Below are 20,361 nucleotides of genomic sequence, written 5' to 3'. Positions count from 1 at the left end.
GGGCGCGGACCTGGATCGCCGGGATCGCTAGGGAGTGGTCGTGAACGTGTCGAAGTCGGCCTCGCCGGTGGTGCCCGAGGCGTGCGAGGTCTGGGTCAGGCCGACGTCCTGGGTGGCCGCGGCGGTCGGGACGGTGATGGTGCCGACCAGGTTCCAGGTGGCGTCGTCGGTGGAGTAGTAGCCGCTGTACGTGGTGCCGTTGCGGACGAGTTTCAGCCACGACGGGTAGGTGGCGGAGCCGGTGGAGTCCTGGGAGTCCAGCTTGCCGTCGCCGTCGCTGTCCCAGTCGAGGAGGTAGCCGTTGGAGGGGGTCGCGACCAGGGCCAGATAGCCGGCGGAGGTGTCGGGCTGGGTGATGTCGTTGCGGACCATGATCCCGGCCTTCGCCCAGACGCTCGTGTTCGACTGGGAGTCCAGCTTCACGGTGGTCACGGAACCGTCGTGCTCGGCACCGGGCAGATAGACCGTGCCGTATTCGTTGGTGCCGTTGTAGAGGTCGGCGCCCTGGGCGCGGATGCCGAGCCGGCTGCCGGACTCGCTGAAGCTCGCCGTGGTGGAGGCGAACGTCCGGTACGGGGCCGTCACCTGGTGGTTGACGGTGATCGTGTCACCGACGTTGAGCCTGGTCCTCCCGCCCGACCGGAAGCGGTAGGCGGCCGTCCCCTGGAAGTCGCTGGAGGCGAAGAGCTCCGCCGAGGGCGGGATGGTGACGGAGTAGGTGGCCTCCAGCGCGTGACCGCCCCGGATCGTCCGGGCCGACGTCGGCGACTTCGTGGTGATCTTCGCGCCGGACGGCCCGGTGAGGGTCAGGCCGGTGTCGGTGATCGGCCGCGACCCGTTGTCGGACAGGACCGCGGTCACGGTACGCGTGGTGCTGTCGCTCGCCGCGGGGGCCCAGTTCAGCGCCAGTGAGACGTCCGGAGCCGCACCGGCCACCGCATGGCGGCTGGGGTGCACCCGGTACAGGACCACCCCGTGCGGCGGCACATCGGCGGCGATCCGGCCCGCGGACTCGGTCAGCCGGTGGCTCCACAGCTCCCGCAGGGCGTAGTCGCGCGCCGCGGGCAGGCCCAGCGCGGCCGCCGTCGTGGCGACCTCCCGGGGAGCCGAACCGGTGTTGAACAGGCCGACCACGACGTCCCCGTCGGGCTCGGTCTTCGCGAACACCTGGGAGTTCGGGTCCGAGGAGATCCGCTGGGCGTCGATGCCGTCCTGGTCGACCGCGAGCACGTCGGTGTTCTTCAGCAGGGCGAGGTCGGCGGGGTCGAGGTGGGTGAGGTCGGTGCCGAGGACCAGCGGGGAGGCGGCCAGCGACCACAGGCTCATCTGCGTCCTGCGCTCGTCGGGGGTCAGGCCGTTGTTGTCGCCGTTGCCGATCTCGAGGGAGTCGTAGTCGTTGTACCCGCCGGGACCGCCGTACGGGGCCCACGCGGCGACCTGGTCGAACCGCGAGGCGACCGAGGCCCAGGTGGTCAGCGGATAGCTGCTGCCGTCCGGCCCGCAGTAGCACTCGATGTCGCCGCCGGTGCGCCAGCCGTTGGACAGCTTGGCCCAGGTGGCCGCGTTGTTGATGTCGAGGTTGTTGGACAGCTCCAGATGGATGGGCCGCCCGGTGTGCCGCAGAGCGTCCGACCAGGCCTGCACGTCCTGCTGGTCGGGGGTGCCGACGCCGTCGATCTTCAGATAGTCGATTCCCCAGCCGGCGAACTGACCGGCCCAGGAGTCGATGAACGCCTGTGCGCCGGGCTTGGTGTAGTCGATGCCCACCATGCCGCCGCAGTTGTAGTTGTTCTCCGTCGCCGTGGTGGCGATGTCCCGGGCGTGGTACGAGGTTCCCTGGATCGCGGTGTTCTTGGCGACCGCCTGCTGGGAGATGCCGGGAGTGACGTACAGGCCGAACTTCAGCCCGAGGGAGTGGACGTAGTCGGCCACGACCTGGATGCCGTTCTCGCCGTGGGCGGACGGGAACTTGGCGGGGTCGGTGACCCAGCGGCCGTACTGGTCGACGTCCGGCCCCTGGCTGCCCGGGCACTGGTACCAGAAGTCGTCGACGTTGGCATAGACGAACCCGTTCTTCGCGAGCCCGCTGTCCTTGAGCGCCTTCGCCTGCGCTTCTATGGTCTGCGCGGTCGGATTGCGGCGGACGAAGCTCCAACTGCTCCAACCGAGCACGGGTTTGAGTCCGACACCGTTGTCATCGGCTTGCGCGGAGCCCGCTCCCGCGCCGGTGATTCCCGTGGCGAGCAGCAGCGCTCCGGTGAACACGGCCAGCACGCCGCGTATCTGTCTTGTCATGAGTTCTTCCTCCATCGCAGCGCCCTGACAGCGCGACGGTCGGTATCGGAAGGTCGATGGCTCAGAAACCGTCAAGAATCAACTCTGTGGCCGCGTCAAGTGAACATGACCGAACTCCAGTCACCACATAGCGCGGTTGGCCAAAAAAGAGTCAAGGCTGTGCGCCCGCTGTGGTGATCCGGCCGTCCGACTTCGTCGGCCGTCCGGCGTTTACAGCGGTCCCCGTTCGCGCTAGCTTCACGGGAGAGTGGGGTGGGAGCGCTCCCATATGCTTCGGCGGACCGGAACCCGTCGACGCGCCGGGCTCGCTTCCACCCCGCGTTCGTCTCCATGACCCGCGCACGGCCAGCCATCCCACACAGAGGTAGGTCTGTCATGCCTATGACAAAAAGGCAACTCCTCTCCGGCCTCCCCCGATTACCCCTCCCCACCCGGGGCCGGGCCCTGTTCCTCGCCCTCCTCGCCCTGCTCACCACGGTCCCCGCCCTCGCCCTGATCCTGGTCGCCGGCGCCCCGGCCCAGGCGCACGGCACCCCGATGAAGCCCGGCAGTCGTACCTTCCTGTGCTGGCAGGACGCGCTCACCGACACCGGGGAGATCAAGCCCGTCAACCCGGCGTGCAAGGCGGCCCAGCAGGTCAGCGGGACCACGCCGTTCTACAACTGGTTCTCCGTGCTGCGCTCGGACGGCGCCGGCCGCACCCGCGGCTTCGTCCCGGACGGCTCGCTGTGCAGTGGTGGCAACCCCAACTTCACCGGCTTCGACCTGCCCCGCGACGACTGGCCGGTCACGCATCTGACCTCCGGCGCCACCGTCGACTTCTCCTACAACGCCTGGGCGGCGCACCCGGGTTGGTTCTACGTCTACGTCACCAAGGACGGCTACGACCCGACCCGGCCGCTCACCTGGGACGACATGGAGGACACGCCGTTCCTGACCGTCGACCACCCGCCGCTCAACGGCACCCCGGGCACGGTCGAGGCCAACTACTCCTGGACCGGGCAGCTTCCGGCCGACAAGACCGGGCGGCACGTCATCTGCATGGTGTGGCAGCGCTCGGACAGCACGGAGACCTTCTACTCCTGCTCGGACGTCGTCTTCGACGGCGGCAACGGCGAGGTCACCGGCATCCACGACCCGGGCAACCCCGGCCAGCCCCCGCCCGGCACCTGCACCGCCACCCGGACCACGACCAACAGCTGGCCCGGCGGCTACCAGTCCGAGGTCACCGTCACCAACAGCGGTGATGTGGCGATGCTGGGCTGGATGGTCAACTGGACGCTTCCGGCGGGTCAGTCGGTGGCCAGCCTGTGGAACGGCAACGCGACCTACGGCGGACAGGACGTGATGGTCCACAACGCCGACTGGAACGGCTCGCTCAGCCCCGGCCGGAGCACGACGTTCGGCTACGTCGTCCAGGGCGACGGCGGGGACAGCGCGACCGGCCTGCCGTGTCAGGTCGGTTGACGTACGCGATCCGCTCTGGGCGGACCCGGTGTCGATGCGCACCGGGTCCGCGAGCCGGGCAGGCGAGGGGGGGTGGGTAGGCCTGTCCGGATGGGGGTTGCTCGAAGTGCCTCGTGGGTGTCCTGCTGTGCGGCTTGTGTCGACGCCGTGGTGGGCGACAACGTTGTCTCATGGTCTGTACATGACTTTACCGTCTCAACCGACAACGATGTCAAGGCATTTCGGATCGCCCGACCGGGTGAACCGGGCCGGTGCCCTCCGGGGCATGCGCGGTCTTCCGTGGTACCGGTGGCGCACGTTACTGTCCCTGCGGCTTGTGCGACCTGTGGTGCGCGACCCGTCCGGAGGAGGAAGGGCCGCGTCATGCGTTTCCGACCCATGTCCCTGCTGCTGGCCGCGGTACTCGCGGCCGGCGGTTCCCCCACGCTCGGCTTCGCTCGCGCGGGGGGACCCCCATCCCCCGCGCTCGCGGCGACCGCAAGCGCACCCCCCGAACTGGTCAAGGACCCCACGGCGTTCGTCGATCCGCTGATCGGCAGCAAGAACGGCGGCGACACCTTCCCGGGCGCCGTCGTGCCGTTCGGCATGCTCTCCTGGAGCCCGGAGAACACCAGAGGCGACGCGACGAGAACGGCCGCACCGGGCGGCTACCAGTACGACGCCACCCGCATCCGCGGCTTCAGCCTGACCCACATGTCCGGCACCGGCTGCGCGGGCGGCAGCGGCGACATCCCGTTCTTCCCGTACGCCGGCGAGGTCACCTCCTCCCCGGCTAGCGACACCAAGGACGCGGTGTACGCCTCGGACTTCAGCCACGCCGACGAGACCGCCGAGCCCGGCCACTACAAGGTGGGCCTCGCCTCCGGCGTCACCGCCGACCTCACCGTGACCGCCCGCACCGGCTCGGCCCGCTTCACCTACCCGGCCGACAAGCCCGCCTCCCTGCTGATCCGCACCGCCAACTCCGAGGTGGGCTCGGCCGATTCGACGGTGACCATCGACCCGCAGGCCCGTACCGTCTCCGGCTCGGTCACCTCCGGGGACTTCTGCGGCTACCTCGACCCCGAGGGCCAACGCTCCTACTACACCCTCTACTTCACCGCCCACTTCGACCGCGCCTTCACCACCACCGGCACCTGGCAGGACGACAGGCTGAGCCCGGGTTCGACGACCGCCTCCGGCGGCACCGGAGGCTTCTCCGCCAACGGCGGGCGGCCCGTCGCCGGCAAGGGGGCCGGCGGATACGTGCAGTTCGCGCCCGGCTCGGGACCGGTGAACGTCAAGGTCGGTATCTCGTACGTCAGCCGGACCGCCGCCGAGGCGAGCCTGAGGGCGGAGAACCCGCCGCGACGCTCCTTCGACGCCGTCCGCGACGCGGCCCACCGCGCCTGGCGCGAGCGCCTCGACGCCATCCGGGTCGGCGGCGGCACCGACGCCGACCGCACCACCTTCTACACCGCGCTCTACCACTCCCTCTTCCACCCGAACGTCATCAGCGACGCCGACGGCCGCTACCGGGGCAGCGACGACAAGGTCCACCGGGTCGCCCGCGGCCACCGGGCGCAGTACGGCACCTTCTCCGGCTGGGACGTCTACCGTGACCAGGTCCAGCTGCTCACCCTGCTGGACCCCGGGACCGGCTCGGACATCGCCCAGTCGCTCTACGAACTCGCCCGGCAGAACGGCGGGGTCTGGGACCGCTGGCTGCACGGCGCGAGCGGCACCCACGTCATGAACGGCGACCCGTCACCGACCGCCCTCGCCGGCATCCGGGCCTTCGGCGGCACCGACTTCGACCTGAAGGGCGCGCTGGACTCGCTGGTGAAGGCGGCGACGGTGCCGACGGCCCAGGACCTGTCGGCGGCCGGCAAGCCGGTGCTGTCGGTCGGCCAACGTCCGTCTCTCGACAAGTACCTGGACGAGCACTACATGCCGTCCGTGTCCAACGCCTGGGGCGGCGCCGCCGAGACCCTGGAGATGTCCACCGCCGACTTCTCCCTCTCCCAACTCGCCGCGGCAGCGGGGGAGAAGAACACTGCAGCGGCCTTCGCCGACCGCTCCCAGTGGTGGCAGAACAACTTCGACATCGCCGCCGATCCCACCGGCGGCTACATCGCCAACCGCAAGGCCGACGGCAGCTGGATCACCGGCTTCACCCCGGGTACCGGCAACGGGTTCGTGGAGGGCACGGCCGCCCAGTACACCTGGATGGTCCAGCACAACCCGGCCGGGCTCTTCGCCGCGATGGGCGGCACCGACCAGGCCCTCGCCCGCCTCGACGCCTTCTTCCACGACAGCGACGGCAGCTGGGCCTTCACCGGCAGCGGCGGCGACAAGTCCGAGCTGGACAACGAGCCCTCGCTCAACGTGCCCTACCTGTACGACTACGCCGGTGCCCCCTACAAGACGCAGGAGACCGTCCGTGCGGCGATGACACAGCTCTGGTCGACGCAGCCCGGCGGTATCCCCGGCAACGACGACCTCGGCGCGATGTCCTCCTGGTACGTCTTCTCCGCGCTCGGCATGTACCCGCAGGTCCCCTCCCGGGCCGAACTCGTCCTCGCCTCACCCCTGTTCGAGCGGGTGGAGATCGACCGCCCGGACGGCAACGACATCTCGATCCACGCGCAGGGAGCGGCCGCCGGCGCCCCGTACGTCCAGTCCCTGAAGGTCAACGGCCGTACCAGCGACCGTCCCTGGCTCGACAGCTCTTTCGTCCGCGACGGCGGCCGGCTCGACTACACCCTCTCCACCACTTCGAACCGCACCTGGGGCACGTCCTCCGCACCCCCGTCCTTCCGCCAGGGCGAGCAGCCGTACCAGATCGGCGTCGGTCCCACGGCGGCGACGATCGCCCCCGGTGACAGCGCGAAGGTGGACATCCGCGCCCTCTCCCTGACGGGCGGCACCGGCCCGGAGGTCCGCTTCCGCGTCGAGACCCCGGACGGGGTCCGGGCCACGCCCGCCGAGGGCACGATGACCGACGGCTCCCGGCAGATCACCCTCACCACCGCACCAGACGTCCCGCAGGGCTACTACGACGTGCGGGTCACGGTGACCTCCGCCGACACGTCCTACTCCCAGCCGGTCGCCCTCACCGTCGCCGCGCCCGGCACCCTCCTCGCCGCCTACGACAACACCGGTGTCTCGGACGACTCCGGCGACCACGACGAGGCCGACTTCGACGGCGGCGGCTGGAGCTACTCCCGCCAGGCCCTCGCGGCGGCCGGCCTCACCGCGGGCGGCCAGGGCGCGCTCGACGGCCTCGCCTACACCTGGCCGAACGCCCCGGCAGGCCGCCCCGACAACGCGACGGCCACCGCCCGGACCATCGAACTCCCCACCCCTGCTGCCAGGTTGTCCTTCATCGGCAGCGCCACCAACGGCAACCAGCCGGGCCGGGCGACCGTCACCTACACCGACGGCACGACCGACACGATCGACCTCTCCTTCACCGACTGGACCATCGGCGGTGGCGGCGGAACCGTCCAGTACGGCAACGAGATCGTGGCGAGGACCGCGTACCGCAACGTCGCGGGCGCGGACAAGGACCCGGTGGCAACCTACGTCTTCGCGACCAGGCCGTTCACGGCCCCGGACGGCAGGACCGTCAAGAGCGTCCGGCTTCCCGACAACAGCGACCTGCACGTGTTCACTCTCGCCATCGGCTGAGCCGGACAAGAGAGGGGGCGGACCCGAACGGGCCCGCCCCCTTTTTTCGTGCCGCTGTCTCAGGCCAGCAGTTCCACCTCCGCCAGCGTCGATTCACTGTCCAGGACCAGCCGGTAGTGCGGGTACGTCCCGGGTTTCTGGATCGTGAACGCTCGTGTCTGGAGGTCCCAGGCGAAGGTCTCGCCCGAACGGCGGTCCACCGTCTGCCAGTTGGTGCCGTCCGTCGAGGCCTGGAGGGTCCAGCCCGTCGGGGCCCTCGTGTGGTCCGACGGGGAGGTGAGGGTGTACTGGATGCCCTTGGCCGAGCCCGTCACCGGCAGGTCCACCGACGTCACCGTCTCCTGTGTCGCCGAGGTGTTGTCGAACAGGGCGCCGTTGGCCTTCAGGACGTCCGCGCGCGGGGTCGGGACCTTGTCGTCCTTGGTGATCGAGACGGGGGCGGCGTTCTTGCCGGTGCCCCATGTCGACGGCTTCGGGCCCATCGTGAAGTCGATGACACCGCCCTTGGAGATCAGGGAGTGGGGCAGCGAAGTCGACGTCCAGATACGGCCGTTGACGCGGACGCCCTGGACGTAGACGTTCTGCGCGCTGTTCCTCGGCGCCCTGATCACCAGGTCGTGGCCGTTCTCCAGGTGGACGGTCGCCTTCTTGAACAGCGGGGAGCCGATGGTGTAGTCGCCGCTGCCCATCACCAGCGGGTAGAAGCCGAGGGCCGAGAAGAGGTACCAGGCGGACTGCTCGCCGTTGTCCTCGTCGCCGTGGTAGCCCTGACCGATCTCGCTGCCGAGGTAGAGCCGGGAGAGCGCCTCACGGACGTAGGACTGCGCCTTCCAGGGCTCGCCGGCCGCGTCGTACATGTAGATGACGTGGTGGGCGACCTGGTTGGAGTGGCCGTACATGCCCATCCGGACGTCCCGGGCCTCGGTCATCTCGTGGATGACCCCGCCGTAGGAGCCGACGAAGTCGGGGGAGGCCGTCTCGGGCGTCGCGAAGAACTCGTCGAGTTTGTCGGCGAGGCCGGACCGGCCGCCGTACAGGTTGGCGAGGCCCCGGCTGTCCTGCGGAGCGGTGAAGGCGTAACCCCAGCCGTTGGTCTCGGTGTAGTCGTAGCCCCACACGCGTGGGTCGTACGACGACGAGTCCACCCGCCAGTCGCCCTGGGCGTCCTTGCCCTGGAAGAAGCCGGCCTTGGAGTCGAAGAGGTCCACGTAGTCCTGGGCGCGGTTGAGGAAGTAGTCCGACTCCTCCTTGTAGCGCTTCTCGCCCGTCTTCTTGTACAGCGCCTTGCCCATCTGGGCGATGCCGTAGTCGTTGACGTAGCCCTCCATCGCCCACGACAGGCCCTCGCGGGTGTCGTCGCTGGTGTAGCCGAGGAAGGGGGAGGTGGACATGCCCTTGCGGCCGACGCCCGAAGAGGGCGGGACCACCGTCGCGTTCTTCAGGGCCGCGTCGTACGCCGCCTTCGCGTCGAACTTCACGCCCTTGACGTACGCGTCCGCGAACGCCACGTCCGAGGAGGTGCCCGTCATCAGGTCGGCGTAGCCGGGGGACGACCAGCGCGAGGTCCAGCCGCCGTCCTTGTACTGCTGCACGAACCCGTCGACCATCTCGCCCGCCTGACTTGGTGTCAGGAGTGAGTACGCGGGCCAGGTCGTGCGATAGGTGTCCCAGAAGCCGTTGTTGACGTACACCTTGCCGTCCACGATCTTCGCGCCGGTGTGTGTCGGGGTGTCCTGGCTGGTCATCGGCGAGAAGGGGGAGGCGTACTGGTACGTGGAACCGACCTTCTCGAAGCCGGAGTTGGGGTACAGGTACAGCCGGTACATGCTGGAGTAGAGGGTGGTCAGCTGGTCGGCCGTGGCGCCCTCCACCTCCACCTTGCCGAGCAGCTTGTCCCAGACCTTCCGGGCCTGCGCCTTGACCGTGTCGAAGGAGGTGCCGTCCGGGATCTCCTGGCGCAGGTTGTCCTTGGCCTGGTCGACGCTGATGAGGGAGGTGGCCAGGCGGAGCGTGACGGTGTGGTCGGAGCCCGCGTCGAAGCGCAGGTAGCCCTTCACCCCGCTGGAGTCGCCGTCCGTCACGGGCTTGTCGAAGACGCCGTAGACGAAGAGGCGGGTCGCGCCCGTCGACAGGCCCGACTTGACGTCGGAGTACCCGGTGACGATCCCGTGCTCCTTGTCGAGGGTCAGGCCCGCCTGCTCGGTCACGTTGTCGAAGATCACGCTCGCGTCGTCGCCCGGGTAGGTGAAGCGCAGCGCGGCCGCGTGGTCGGTCGGTGTTATCTCGGCCTTGAGGCCGTTCTCGAACGTGACCCCGTAGTAGTACGGCCGCGCGGTCTCGTTCTCGTGCCGGAAGGCCAGTTCGCGGGCGTCCCGGCCGGTGTCCGGGGTGCCGGAGGCGACGGACGGCATCAGCTGGAAGGTCTGCCGGTCGCCCATCCAGGGGCTCGGCTCATGGCTCGCGCTGAACGCCTGGATCGTCGGCAGGTTGTCGTCGTCGTTGGCGCGTGCGTACTCGTACAGCCAGCTCTCCGAGGACGCGTTGGTCACCGGCGTCCAGAAGTTGAAGCCGTGCGGCACGGCCGTCGCCGGGAAGTCGTTGCCGCGCGAGAAGCTGCCGCTGGAGTTGGTGCCGCGGGTGGTCAGCGCGTAGTCGGACAGATGTGCCTTCGGCTTCTCGGGAGCCACCGGCTTCAGGGACACGTCGTCGATCCAGCCGCGGAACTTGGCCGGCCCGGCGGGGGAGTCGTAGCCCACCAGGATCCGGTCGACGGTCTTGCCGGCCGCGACCGAACCGATCACCGACGACACGTTGTTCCACTGGTTGACGTACAGCGCCTTGGACGCGCCCTGCGCGCGGGGCGACAGCCCGAACCCGTGCTGGTCGACGGCGCCGAGGTCGCTCAGGTAGGTGCCGTCCGTGAAGGCCAGGTCCACCGCCACGTTCGTGGCGTCGTAGTCGAGGTCGCCGTCGGCCATCGAGGGGAAGATCCGGTAGCCCAGCTTAGTGTCGCGGCCGACCTTGACGTTCACGTCGAAGACCTTGTTGTACGAGTACGCCCGGCCGCTCGCCGTGTGCCGCCCGGCGTAGCGCAGCGCATGCGTTCCGGTGAACCCGGCCCGTGCCTTGGCGGTCGGCGAGCCGCTGGGGCCCTTGTCGACCAGCGAGAGCATGTCCTGGGGGACGGGACCGCCGCTGCCGCCCGTGGAGAACTGCAGGTCGGCGATCTGCAGGATGTCGGAGGCGCCGTTGTTCCTCGTGACGTCGAGCCGGAAGTGCTGGTACTCGGCGGGCGCGGAGAGGTCGTACGACTTGGTCTGGAACCGCTCCGAGAAGGACTCGCCGGTCCGGGTGTCGACGGTCTTCCAGTCCTTGCCGTCCGTCGAGCCCTGGAGGGTCCAGTCCTTCGGGTCGCGTTCGTCGTAGTCGTTCGCCGAGGTGAGGGCGTAGGTGACCAGCTTGATGGGCTTGTCGAAGTCGAACTCGACCCAGCCGGTGGGCTCGAAGGTGAGCCACTTGGTGCCCGGCTCACCGTCGACGAGGTTCTCCTTGACCTCGCCCGCGCCGGTGTTCTCGCCGCTCGCCCGCACGTCGGTCACGTGGTCGGTGACATTGCCGGGGATGCCGGTGCTGTAGCCGCCGTCCACACCCGAGGCTCGTGGAGCGCCGCCCGGGTCCGTGTCGACGGTGTCGGTCCAGTCCGGTGACGGATCGCCAGACTCGAACGAGGATGCGAACTGGGTCGCGGCGGCCGGTGCCTTCGCCGGCAGGGCGACCGCGGTTCCCTGGGAGCCCAGGGTCATGACTACGGCGGCCGCGATCACGACCGCCGTACCAGGTCCGTGTCCTGTTCTTCGCTGCGTTCTCCGCTGCATCACAACGGGTACCCTCCCTGCCACACGAGACAACGTTGTCAGCTGCTGGCGCAGGAACCAGTAGGTGGTCAAGTGGCCCGTGATGTCAAGGGTGTTGGGTGCGGCATTCAGGGGTGTATGTCGGCTCTTTTTCCGGCAAGGCGTACAGAGATCGCTCATATTTCCGACAGGTCTCAACTAGGAAAAGACCCGTGGCCAACCTTGCATTCGATCTTGCCCCGCTGGCGGGAAGTGGACTATACCTGTCGGCGTTTCCCGCATGACTTCCTGCACGACCCAGCACTACCCGACCGCGGTGCCGGGAAGGATCCGGTTCACCGCCTGAGTCCTGGAGAAGGCGTGGACTTGAGCATGGGATCCCCTTCCGCAGCGAACCATGGTTCCGAGGGCGTCGGCCGGCGCGATCTGATCAAGCGTTCGGCCGCACTCGGCCTGATTTCGGTCCCCACCGTCGGATTCCTCTCCGCCTGTGCCAGCAGTGGCGGTGGCGGCCAGTCCAAGGACAAGGCCGGCAAGAAGACGACCAAGAACCCGCTGGGCGTCAACGAGACCGCGCAGATGGAATTCGTCCTCTTCGACGGCGGTTTCGGCAAGGAGTACGCCCAGGACGCGGTGAAGATCTACGAGAAGAACTTCCCGAAGGCCAAGGTCAAGTTCTCCGCCACCCAGAAGATCCAGTCCACCCTCCAGCCGCGCTTCAACCAGGGCACCCCGCCGGACCTCATCGACAACTCCGGCGCCGAGCAGATGGACATGGGTGTGCTCGTCGGCAAGAGCCAGCTCGCCGATCTCACCCCGCTCCTCGACGCCCCGTCGTACGACGACCCGAACAAGAAGGTCCGCGACACACTGCGTCCCGGCATCGTCGAGATGGGCCAGTTCGACGGCGACCCGGTCTGGATCATGTACTACGCCTACACGGTCTACGGCGTCTGGTACTCGCAGAAGGCCCTGGACTCGCTCGACGCGGAGTACCCGCAGACCTGGGACCAGATGATCGCCGTCTGCGAGAAGGCCAAGAAGAAGGGCATGGCCGGCTGGACCTACGCGGGCAAGTACCCGTACTACATCCCCTTCTCGCTCTACCCGATGATCGGCAAGGTCGGCGGCGTCGAGGTCCTGAACGCGATCGACAACCTGGAGCCGAACGCCTGGAAGCACCCGGCCGTCAAGGCGTGTTTCGAGGCCTACTACGAGCTCTACAAGAAGGGGTACATCCTCAAGGGCACCCCCGGCCTCGACCACATCCAGTCGCAGACCGCCTGGGCGCAGGGCAAGGCCCTGTTCATCCCGAACGGCTCCTGGGTGGAGAACGAGTCGGCGAACGTCATCCCCTCCGACTTCAACCTGGCCGTCTCCGCGCCCACCGGCATCGACAAGAACGACAAGATGCCGTTCGGCACCATCTGGGCCTCCGGCGGCGAGCCGTTCATCGTCCCGGCCAAGGCCGCGAACGCCCAGGGCGGCATGGAGCAGCTGCGCATCATGCTCAGCGAGGCCTCTTCGAAGAACTTCACGACGAAGGTGAAGTCGCTGACCGCCTACAACGGCGGCACCGACGGCATCACCCTCACCCCGGGCCTCACCTCCGGCGTTGCCGCGCTGAAGCTGGCCGGGTCGAACGTGGTCAACCCGCGGCTCCAGGACTGGTACGTGCAGCTCCAGAAGGAGAAGATCGGAGTCGCCGGCCTCGGCGAGATGATGGCCGGCCGGCTCACCCCGGCGGAGGCCGTCAAGAAGATCCAGGGCTATGCCGACGAGGCCGCCAAGGACACCACGATCAAGCACTACAAGCACCCGTAACACTCACCCTCACGGCACCGGAGTGGCGATGCAGCACGGCAAGTACCGGTTCATTGTGGGGTTTCTGGCGTTGCCCCTCGGACTGTACGCGCTCTTCGTGGTGTGGCCGTTCGTCCAGTCCATCTACTACTCGTTCACGGACTGGACCGGCCTGAGCCCCGAATTCAAGATGGTCGGCCTGGACAATTACCGGCGGATGCTGCACGACGACATCTTCTGGAAGTCCTTGCAGCACAGCTTGATGTTCGCGATCGTGCTGCCGCTGGTGACGATCAGCCTGGCACTGTTCTTCGCCTTCATGATCAATGTGGGCGGCCGGAGAAGGAAGGGCGGCCCGGTCATCTCCGGGGTCCGGGGCTCTTCCTTCTACAAGATCGTCTACTTCTTCCCGCAGGTGCTGTCGATCGCGATCGTCTCGCTGCTGTTCGCCTTCGCCTACAACCCCGACAGCGGTGCGATCAATTCACTGCTGCGGGGAATTGGTCTGGACAGTATCCAGCCGCTCTGGCTCGGCGACCCGAGCCTCGCCCTGTGGTGCGTGATGGCCGTACTGGTCTGGTCCACGGTCGGATTCTTCGTGGTCCTCTTCTCGGCGGGCATGGCGTCCATCCCCACGGACCTCTACGAGGCCGCCCTGCTCGACGGCGCCGGCCGCGCCACCACCTTCTTCCGCCTCACCCTGCCGCTGCTCTGGGACACCGTGCAGTCCGGCTGGGTCTACATGGGCATCCTCGCGCTCGGCGCCGAGTCGTTCGCAGTCGTACAGATCATGACGACCGGACCGGGCGGCCCCGACTACTCGACGACCGTGATGGTCCTGTACGTGTACCAGAAGGCGTTCCGGGACGGTCAGGCCGCCTACGCCACCACCATCGGCGTCGCCCTGCTGGTCGTCACGCTCGCCTTCGCGGCGATCGTGATGCGGCTGGGCCGTCGCGAGCGGCTGGAGTACTGAAGCGATGACGACGACCGAGACCGACACCACCGTCACGAAGATCGACGTCCCCGCGCCGAAGCCGCCCCGGCGGCAGCGCGAGGGCGGGGTCCTCAACGTCTTCTCCCACGGTGTCCTGATCATCTGGGCGTTCATGGTGGTCACGCCGCTGCTGTGGGCGGTGATGACGTCCTTCAAGGACGACCGGTCCATCTTCAGCTCGCCCTGGGCGCTGCCCGGCAGGCTGCACTTCGACAACTGGTCGCGGGCCTGGACCCAGGCCAACATGAGCGACTACTTCCTGAACACCGTCCTGGTGGTCGGCGCCTCGCTCATCGGCACCCTGGTCCTCGGCTCGATGGCGGCCTACGTCCTGGCCCGCTTCGACTTCCCGGGCAACCGGTTCATCTACTACCTGTTCATCGGCGGCATGAGCTTCCCGATCATGCTCGCGCTGGTCCCGCTCTTCTACGTCGTGAACAACATGGGCCTGCTGAACACGCTGCACGGCCTGATCCTGGTCTACATCGCGTACTCGCTGCCGTTCACGGTCTTCTTCCTCACGGCGTTCTTCCGCACGCTGCCCACGTCCGTGGCCGAGGCGGCCTTCGTCGACGGCGCCTCGCACACCCGTACGTTCTTCCAGATCATGCTGCCGATGGCGAAGCCCGGCCTGATCAGCGTGGGGATCTTCAACTTCCTCGGCCAGTGGAACCAGTACATGCTCCCGACGGTCCTCAACACGGACCCCGACAAACACGTCCTCACCCAGGGCCTGGTCCAGCTGGCGGTCAGCCAGGGCTACAAGGGCGACTGGTCCGGCCTCTTCGCCGGCCTGGTGATGGCGATGCTCCCGGTCCTGGCGGCGTACATCATCTTCCAGCGCCAGGTGGTGGCGGGGCTGACGGCGGGAGCTTTGAAGTAACGAAGCGTTTGCGCCCCCAAAGGGGCGCGGGGCTGTATTCAATATGCGGCTCCGCCGCGTGGGCGCGACCAGCCACAACGTACCCGCACCTGACCACGGCCCCCCATCGGCACCCCCTGACCAGTGGCCTAGACATGTCCGTCGCATGTCCCTCAGGCAACCCCCGAACCGCCAACGATTTCTGTCAAGGACTTGACGGCGGTAACCCGTTCAGCAGAGCTTGGAGTTCATAACTTGTAAGTGACCCGGTCTCAGTGAGGTGACCTGGGTCACGTTGGCGGCACCGTGGCCGCCTCCGATGGCGGGAGTGGATGGGTCGATGGAGACTCCGGGGTCGCAGTCGTCGCTGCACCGAGCCAACCTGGAACGTGTCGTACGGGCCGTACGTCTGGCCGGATCGCTCACGCAGGCGGAGATCGCGCGCACGACCGGCCTGTCGGCTGCGACGGTCTCCAACATCGTGCGCGAGCTCAAGGACGGCGGAACCGTCGAGGTCACGCCCACGTCGGCGGGCGGCCGCAGGGCCCGCAGCGTGAGTCTGAGCGGTGACGCCGGCATCGTCATCGGGATCGACTTCGGCCACACCCACCTGCGCGTGGCGATCGGCAACCTCGCCCACCAGGTGCTGGCCGAGGAGTCCGAGCCCCTCGACGTGGACGCGTCGTCCAGCCAGGGCTTCGACAGGGCGGAAGAGCTGGTCAACCGCCTGATCGCGGCGACCGGAGTGGACCGCTCGAAGATCGCCGGCGTGGGCGTCGGCGTCCCCGGCCCGATCGACGTGGAGTCCGGCACCCTGGGCTCCAGCGCCATCCTGCCCGGCTGGATCGGCGCGAGACCCGCGGAGGAGCTGCGGCTGCGCCTCGGCGTCCCCGTGCACGTGGACAACGACGCCAACCTCGGAGCCCTCGGTGAGCTGGTCTGGGGCAGCGGCAAGGGTGTACGTGATCTTGCTTACATCAAGGTCGCCAGCGGTGTCGGCGCCGGTCTGGTGATCAACGGGAAGATCTACCGGGGCCCCGGCGGCACGGCGGGTGAAATAGGACATATCACGCTCGACGAGTCCGGCCCGGTCTGCCGCTGCGGCAACCGCGGCTGCCTGGAGACCTTCGCGTCGGCCCGCTACGTGCTGCCGCTGCTCCAGCCCAGTCACGGCACCGACCTGACCATGGAAGGCGTCGTACGGCTGGCCCGGGACGGTGACCCCGGCTGCCGTCGGGTGATCGGGGATGTCGGACGTCACATCGGCAGCGGTGTGGCCAATCTCTGCAACCTGCTGAACCCGAGCCGGGTGGTCCTCGGCGGCGATCTCGCCGAGGCCGGAGAGCTGGTCCTGGGGCCCATCAGGGAGTCCGTGAGCCGCTATGCGATCCCCAGTGCGGCGCGCCAGCTCTCGGTGCTTCCGGGGGCGCTCGGCGGTCGTGCGGAGGTGCTCGGCGCGCTCGCTCTCGCGCTCAGCGAGATGGGCGATTCGACCCTTTTGGACGGGTCGTTGCCCGCTGTCGCACCTGCCTTCACTTAGAGAACGAATGGCGCCGTTGCCATCTCGTTAAGTATTTACTTCTTGACGTCGAACTTTCGGCCGAGTTGACTTCGAGCCACCTCGGCCGCAGCGTTGCGGCCCTGTCAGGGAGGCACCCCCAATGAACGCAACGATGCGTAGAGTCGTGATCGGCACCGCCGCGGTTTCCATGGCGCTGTCGCTCGCCGCCTGTGGCAAGGCCGGCGATGACAAGAAGAGCGACTCGTCGAGCAGCAGCTCCTCCGGTAGCAAGACCATCGGCCTGCTGCTCCCCGACAGCGTGACCGCTCGCTACGAGAAGTTCGACAAGCCGTACTTCGAGCAGCAGGTCAGCTCGCTGTGTGCCGACTGCAAGGTCGAGTACGCGAACGCTGCCGGTGACGCGGCCAAGCAGGCCCAGCAGGTCAGCAGCATGGTCACCAAGGGCGTGAAGGTCATCGTGATCTCCGCCCAGGACTCCGCGGCCATCAAGTCCTCCATCGACGCCGCCGTGGCCAAGGGCATCAAGGTCGTCGCGTACGACCGCCTCGCCCAGGGCAACGTCTCTGCCTACGTCTCGTTCGACAACGTCAAGGTCGGCCAGCTCCAGGGCCAGGCCCTGCTGGATGCCCTCGGCTCCAAGGCGACCACCAAGTCCAAGATCGTCATGATCAACGGTGACGACGCCGACCCGAACGCCGCCATGTTCAAGAAGGGCGCGCACGAGGCCCTCGACGGCAAGGTCGACATCGCCTACGAGCAGTCCGGTCTGTGGAAGGACACGGTCGCCGCGCAGAAGGTGAAGGCTGCCATCACGCAGCTCGGTGCCAAGAACATCGCGGGCGTCTACTCCGCCAACGACGGCATGGCCGGTGGTATCGCCACCACCCTCAAGGGCTCCGGCATCAGCGGCATCCCGCTGACCGGTCAGGACGCGGAGCTCGCGGGTATCCAGCGCATCGTCGCCGGCACCCAGTCCTCCACCGTCTACAAGGCGTTCAAGCCGGAGGCCGACGCCGCCGCCACCATCGCGGTGGACCTGCTGCAGGGCAAGAGCATCACCTCGCTCGCCACCACCACGCAGACCAGCGGCTCCGGCAACAAGGTTCCCTCGCAGCTGCTGACCCCGGTGTCGGTCACCAAGGCCAACATCAAGGACACGGTGATCAAGGACGGTCTGTACACCGTCTCCGACATCTGCACCAGCGAGTTCGCCAAGGCCTGCAAGGCTGCCGGCCTGCAGTAGTCCGGCCCCGGAGCCGCAAGGCTCCGGCCGTCAGCGCCCGGGTGATCGCAGTACGACACCCGGGCCCCGGCCGCCCGACGAACCCAGGCTCCTCCGCAAGGCGCCCCGGTCCGTCCGACGGTCTCGCGAAACCCCTCCGACGCCCGCTCCGGCCTTCATACCCCGCTGCCGGAGCGGGCGTCGGACGGACCCGTTGCCAAGCGCAGCGGATTCGCGCATGTTCATCTTGTAAACCGCGTGCGTACACCGAAGACAACCCGAGGTACCGCACGACCCTCCGCGCCTGATCACCAAGCGCGGCATCCCCGCCGGTCAGGCGGCGAAGGAGATGGTTCACGTGTCCGCTACGCCCGTGCTGGCGTTGCGCGGAGTCTCCAAGCGATTCGGTGCGGTCCAGGCACTCACCGATGTCGAACTGGAGGTTCACGCCGGAGAAGTGGTCGCCCTGGTGGGCGACAACGGCGCAGGAAAGTCGACCCTGGTCAAGACGATCGCCGGTGTGCACCCCATCGATGAGGGCGTCATCGAGTGGAACGGCAACCCGGTCAGCATCAACAAGCCGCACGACGCCCAGGGGCTCGGCGTCGCGACGGTCTACCAGGACCTCGCGCTCTGCGACAACCTCGACGTGGTCGGCAACCTCTTCCTCGGCCGTGAGCTGCTGCACCGCGGCGTCATCGACGAGGTGACGATGGAGAAGCAGGCCCGCGAGCTGCTGAGCACGCTCTCCATCCGCATCCCGAGCGTGCGCATCCCGATCGCCAGCCTCTCCGGCGGCCAGCGCCAGGTCGTGGCCATCGCCCGCGCCCTGATCGGCGACCCCAAGGTCGTCATCCTCGACGAGCCCACCGCCGCCCTCGGTGTCGAGCAGACCGCGCAGGTCCTCGACCTGGTCGAGCGGCTGCGCGAGCGCAACCTCGCCGTCATTCTCATCAGCCACAACATGGCCGACGTGAAGGCGGTCGCGGACACCGTCGCCGTGCTGCGTCTGGGCAAGAACAATGGTTTCTTCCCCGTGAAGAGCACCAGTCAGGAAGAGATCATCGCGGCGATCACGGGTGCCACGGACAACGCCGTGACCCGTCGTTCGGAGCGTCGCACCCCGGAGGCGGCAAAGTGAGCGAGACGTCCAAGACCGTGCAGGGCGACGAGTCGCCCAAGATCGACAAGGTCGACAAGACCGAGCCGACCGGGGCCCCGGCCGCGGCGGCCCCCGCCGACCCCACGGCCGCGCCGGTGACGGTCGTCGACCCGCGCCTGCTGGTCCGTGAAGAGGGCTTCAAGGGCTACATCACGGAGTTCAAGCGCCGGGTGAAGGGCGGCGAGCTGGGCTCGCTGCCGGTGGTCGTCGGCCTGATCATCATCTGGACCATCTTCCAGGTGAAGAACAGCCTGTTCCTCAGCGCGGACAACCTCTCCAACATCAGCTACTTCCTCGCGGCCACCGGCATGCTCGCCATCGGCCTGGTGTTCGTGCTGCTGCTCGGCGAGATCGACCTCTCCGTCGGCTCGGTGAGCGGTCTGGCCTCCACGGTGTTCGCCGTCTTCGTGGTCAACCACGGGATGAACCAGTGGCTGGCGCTGATCCTCACGATCATCACGGGCATCGGCATCGGTGCGCTGCACGGCTGGTTCTTCGCCAAGATCGGCGTACCCGCGTTCGTGGTCACCCTGGCCGGCTTCCTCGGCTGGAACGGTCTGATGCTGTGGCTGCTGGGCGACAGCGGCACGATCAACATCCCGGCCGACAGCGGTCCGGTGCACATCCTCGGCCAGAGCTCCTTCTTCATGGACCAGGCCATCATCGGTGCGTACCTGCTGGCCGGCCTCGGTGTCGTGCTGTCGGCCCTGGGCCAGTTCAACGAGCAGCGCCGGCGCCGTGCGGCGGGCGTGCCGTTCCGGCCCACCAGCGAGATCGTGGTCCGCGTCGCGCTGCTCGCGATCGCGTCCTTCGTCGCGGCGGCCGTGCTGAACAACGCGGCCGGTGTCTCCAACGCGCTGGTGATCTTCCTCGCGTCGCTGGTGATCGTCGACTTCGTGCTGCGTCGTACGACGTACGGCCGCAAGGTGTTCGCGGTCGGTGGCGGCATCGAGGCCGCGCGCCGTGCCGGTATCAGCGTGCCGCTGGTCCGCATCACCGTGTTCGCGATCTCCGGTGGCTTCGCGGCCATCGGCGGTATGTTCTTCGCCGGTCAGACGGCGAGCGCGACGCTCAACGCCGGTGGCGGCAACACCCTGATGCTCGCCATCGCGGCGGCCGTCATCGGTGGTACGTCGCTGTTCGGTGGCCGCGGTACCGTCTGGTCCGCCCTCCTGGGCATGCTGGTCATCCAGTCCATCCAGACCGGCCTCGACCTGCTGAACATGAACACGTCGATCCAGTACATGATCACGGGTGGCGTTCTGCTGGGTGCCGTTGTCATCGACTCGGTCTCCCGTAAGAGCCAGAAGGCGGCGGGGCGCGGATAGCGCCTATCGCCGTCGGGGTGCGGTGACATTGCGTCTGCCGGTCCTTTGTGGCTGGTCGCGCAGTTCCCCGCGCCCCTAGGTTTCCGACTGTGCCCGGCACTGAACAGTGCCGGGCACAGTTGTGTCATAGGAAGGGCTCTCGATGGGTACGGCCGTTCGCGTGACGTATGACGTACA

General features: G+C 68.0%; 11 protein-coding genes. 9 read left to right on the top strand and 2 right to left on the bottom strand.

The window, feature by feature from the left end; translation table 11 throughout:
* Positions 1–27 precede the first annotated feature (27 nt).
* Positions 28–2,295 carry an NEW3 domain-containing protein gene (locus tag ACFWPS_RS25850; RefSeq protein WP_383708545.1) on the bottom strand — a complete coding sequence of 756 codons (2,268 nt, stop codon included), beginning with the start codon at positions 2,293–2,295 and terminating at the stop codon, positions 28–30.
* 381 nt (positions 2,296–2,676) lie between these two features.
* Here ACFWPS_RS25850 and ACFWPS_RS25845 point away from each other — a divergent pair, with 381 nt between their 5' ends.
* Positions 2,677–3,762, top strand: coding sequence for a lytic polysaccharide monooxygenase (locus ACFWPS_RS25845; protein WP_383708571.1), 1,086 nt, complete (start codon positions 2,677–2,679; stop codon positions 3,760–3,762).
* 363 nt (positions 3,763–4,125) lie between these two features.
* A complete protein-coding gene (locus ACFWPS_RS25840) occupies positions 4,126–7,434 on the top strand; it encodes a GH92 family glycosyl hydrolase (RefSeq protein WP_383708544.1) in 3,309 nt (1,102 codons plus the stop codon).
* A 59-nt stretch (positions 7,435–7,493) separates the two neighbouring features.
* Here ACFWPS_RS25840 and ACFWPS_RS25835 read toward each other — a convergent pair whose 3' ends face one another.
* The gene (locus ACFWPS_RS25835) at positions 7,494–11,237 is read right to left on the bottom strand and encodes a GH92 family glycosyl hydrolase (RefSeq protein ID WP_383708570.1); all 3,744 of its coding nucleotides are present in this window, start codon (positions 11,235–11,237) and stop codon (positions 7,494–7,496) included.
* A gap of 423 nt (positions 11,238–11,660) precedes the next feature.
* Here ACFWPS_RS25835 and ngcE point away from each other — a divergent pair, with 423 nt between their 5' ends.
* From ngcE to ACFWPS_RS25800, 7 genes are all read left to right on the top strand, one after another.
* Complete coding sequence (gene ngcE, locus ACFWPS_RS25830) at positions 11,661–13,112, top strand: N-acetylglucosamine/diacetylchitobiose ABC transporter substrate-binding protein (RefSeq protein ID WP_383708543.1); 1,452 nt, start codon at positions 11,661–11,663, stop codon at positions 13,110–13,112.
* A gap of 28 nt (positions 13,113–13,140) precedes the next feature.
* A complete protein-coding gene (locus ACFWPS_RS25825) occupies positions 13,141–14,067 on the top strand; it encodes a carbohydrate ABC transporter permease (protein WP_383708542.1) in 927 nt (308 codons plus the stop codon).
* Between the two features lie 4 nt (positions 14,068–14,071).
* Complete coding sequence (locus ACFWPS_RS25820) at positions 14,072–14,971, top strand: carbohydrate ABC transporter permease (protein ID WP_383708541.1); 900 nt, start codon at positions 14,072–14,074, stop codon at positions 14,969–14,971.
* 319 nt (positions 14,972–15,290) lie between these two features.
* Positions 15,291–16,490, top strand: a complete 1,200-nt coding sequence (locus tag ACFWPS_RS25815) for an ROK family transcriptional regulator (RefSeq protein WP_383708540.1) — start codon at positions 15,291–15,293, stop codon at positions 16,488–16,490.
* Positions 16,491–16,623: 133 nt separating this feature from the next.
* Positions 16,624–17,715, top strand: coding sequence for a sugar ABC transporter substrate-binding protein (locus ACFWPS_RS25810; protein ID WP_383708539.1), 1,092 nt, complete (start codon positions 16,624–16,626; stop codon positions 17,713–17,715).
* Between the two features lie 328 nt (positions 17,716–18,043).
* On the top strand, positions 18,044–18,835 hold the full coding sequence (locus tag ACFWPS_RS25805) for an ATP-binding cassette domain-containing protein (RefSeq protein ID WP_383708538.1): 792 nt from the start codon (positions 18,044–18,046) through the stop codon (positions 18,833–18,835).
* The gene (locus ACFWPS_RS25800) at positions 18,832–20,184 is read left to right on the top strand and encodes a sugar ABC transporter permease (protein WP_383708537.1); all 1,353 of its coding nucleotides are present in this window, start codon (positions 18,832–18,834) and stop codon (positions 20,182–20,184) included. The genes ACFWPS_RS25805 and ACFWPS_RS25800 overlap by 4 nt, the downstream gene beginning before the upstream one ends.
* Positions 20,185–20,361 lie beyond the last annotated feature (177 nt).

Source organism: Streptomyces sp. NPDC058457 (assembly GCF_042720695.1).
Lineage (GTDB): Bacteria > Actinomycetota > Actinomycetes > Streptomycetales > Streptomycetaceae > Streptomyces.
The sequence above is the reverse complement of the archived record's forward strand: the minus strand, read 5'-3'. Positions and strand labels throughout refer to the sequence as shown.

What these genes read in the sequence shown, in the direction of transcription:
- ACFWPS_RS25850 (WP_383708545.1), bottom strand. Translation starts at nt 2,295, where the DNA reads ATGACAAGACAGATACGCGGCGTGCTGGCCGTGTTCACCGGAGCGCTG.
- ACFWPS_RS25845 (WP_383708571.1), top strand. Translation starts at nt 2,677, where the DNA reads ATGACAAAAAGGCAACTCCTCTCCGGCCTCCCCCGATTACCCCTCCCC.
- ACFWPS_RS25840 (WP_383708544.1), top strand. Translation starts at nt 4,126, where the DNA reads ATGCGTTTCCGACCCATGTCCCTGCTGCTGGCCGCGGTACTCGCGGCC.
- ACFWPS_RS25835 (WP_383708570.1), bottom strand. Translation starts at nt 11,237, where the DNA reads ATGACCCTGGGCTCCCAGGGAACCGCGGTCGCCCTGCCGGCGAAGGCA.
- ngcE (WP_383708543.1), top strand. Translation starts at nt 11,661, where the DNA reads ATGGGATCCCCTTCCGCAGCGAACCATGGTTCCGAGGGCGTCGGCCGG.
- ACFWPS_RS25825 (WP_383708542.1), top strand. Translation starts at nt 13,141, where the DNA reads ATGCAGCACGGCAAGTACCGGTTCATTGTGGGGTTTCTGGCGTTGCCC.
- ACFWPS_RS25820 (WP_383708541.1), top strand. Translation starts at nt 14,072, where the DNA reads ATGACGACGACCGAGACCGACACCACCGTCACGAAGATCGACGTCCCC.
- ACFWPS_RS25815 (WP_383708540.1), top strand. Translation starts at nt 15,291, where the DNA reads ATGGAGACTCCGGGGTCGCAGTCGTCGCTGCACCGAGCCAACCTGGAA.
- ACFWPS_RS25810 (WP_383708539.1), top strand. Translation starts at nt 16,624, where the DNA reads ATGCGTAGAGTCGTGATCGGCACCGCCGCGGTTTCCATGGCGCTGTCG.
- ACFWPS_RS25805 (WP_383708538.1), top strand. Translation starts at nt 18,044, where the DNA reads ATGGTTCACGTGTCCGCTACGCCCGTGCTGGCGTTGCGCGGAGTCTCC.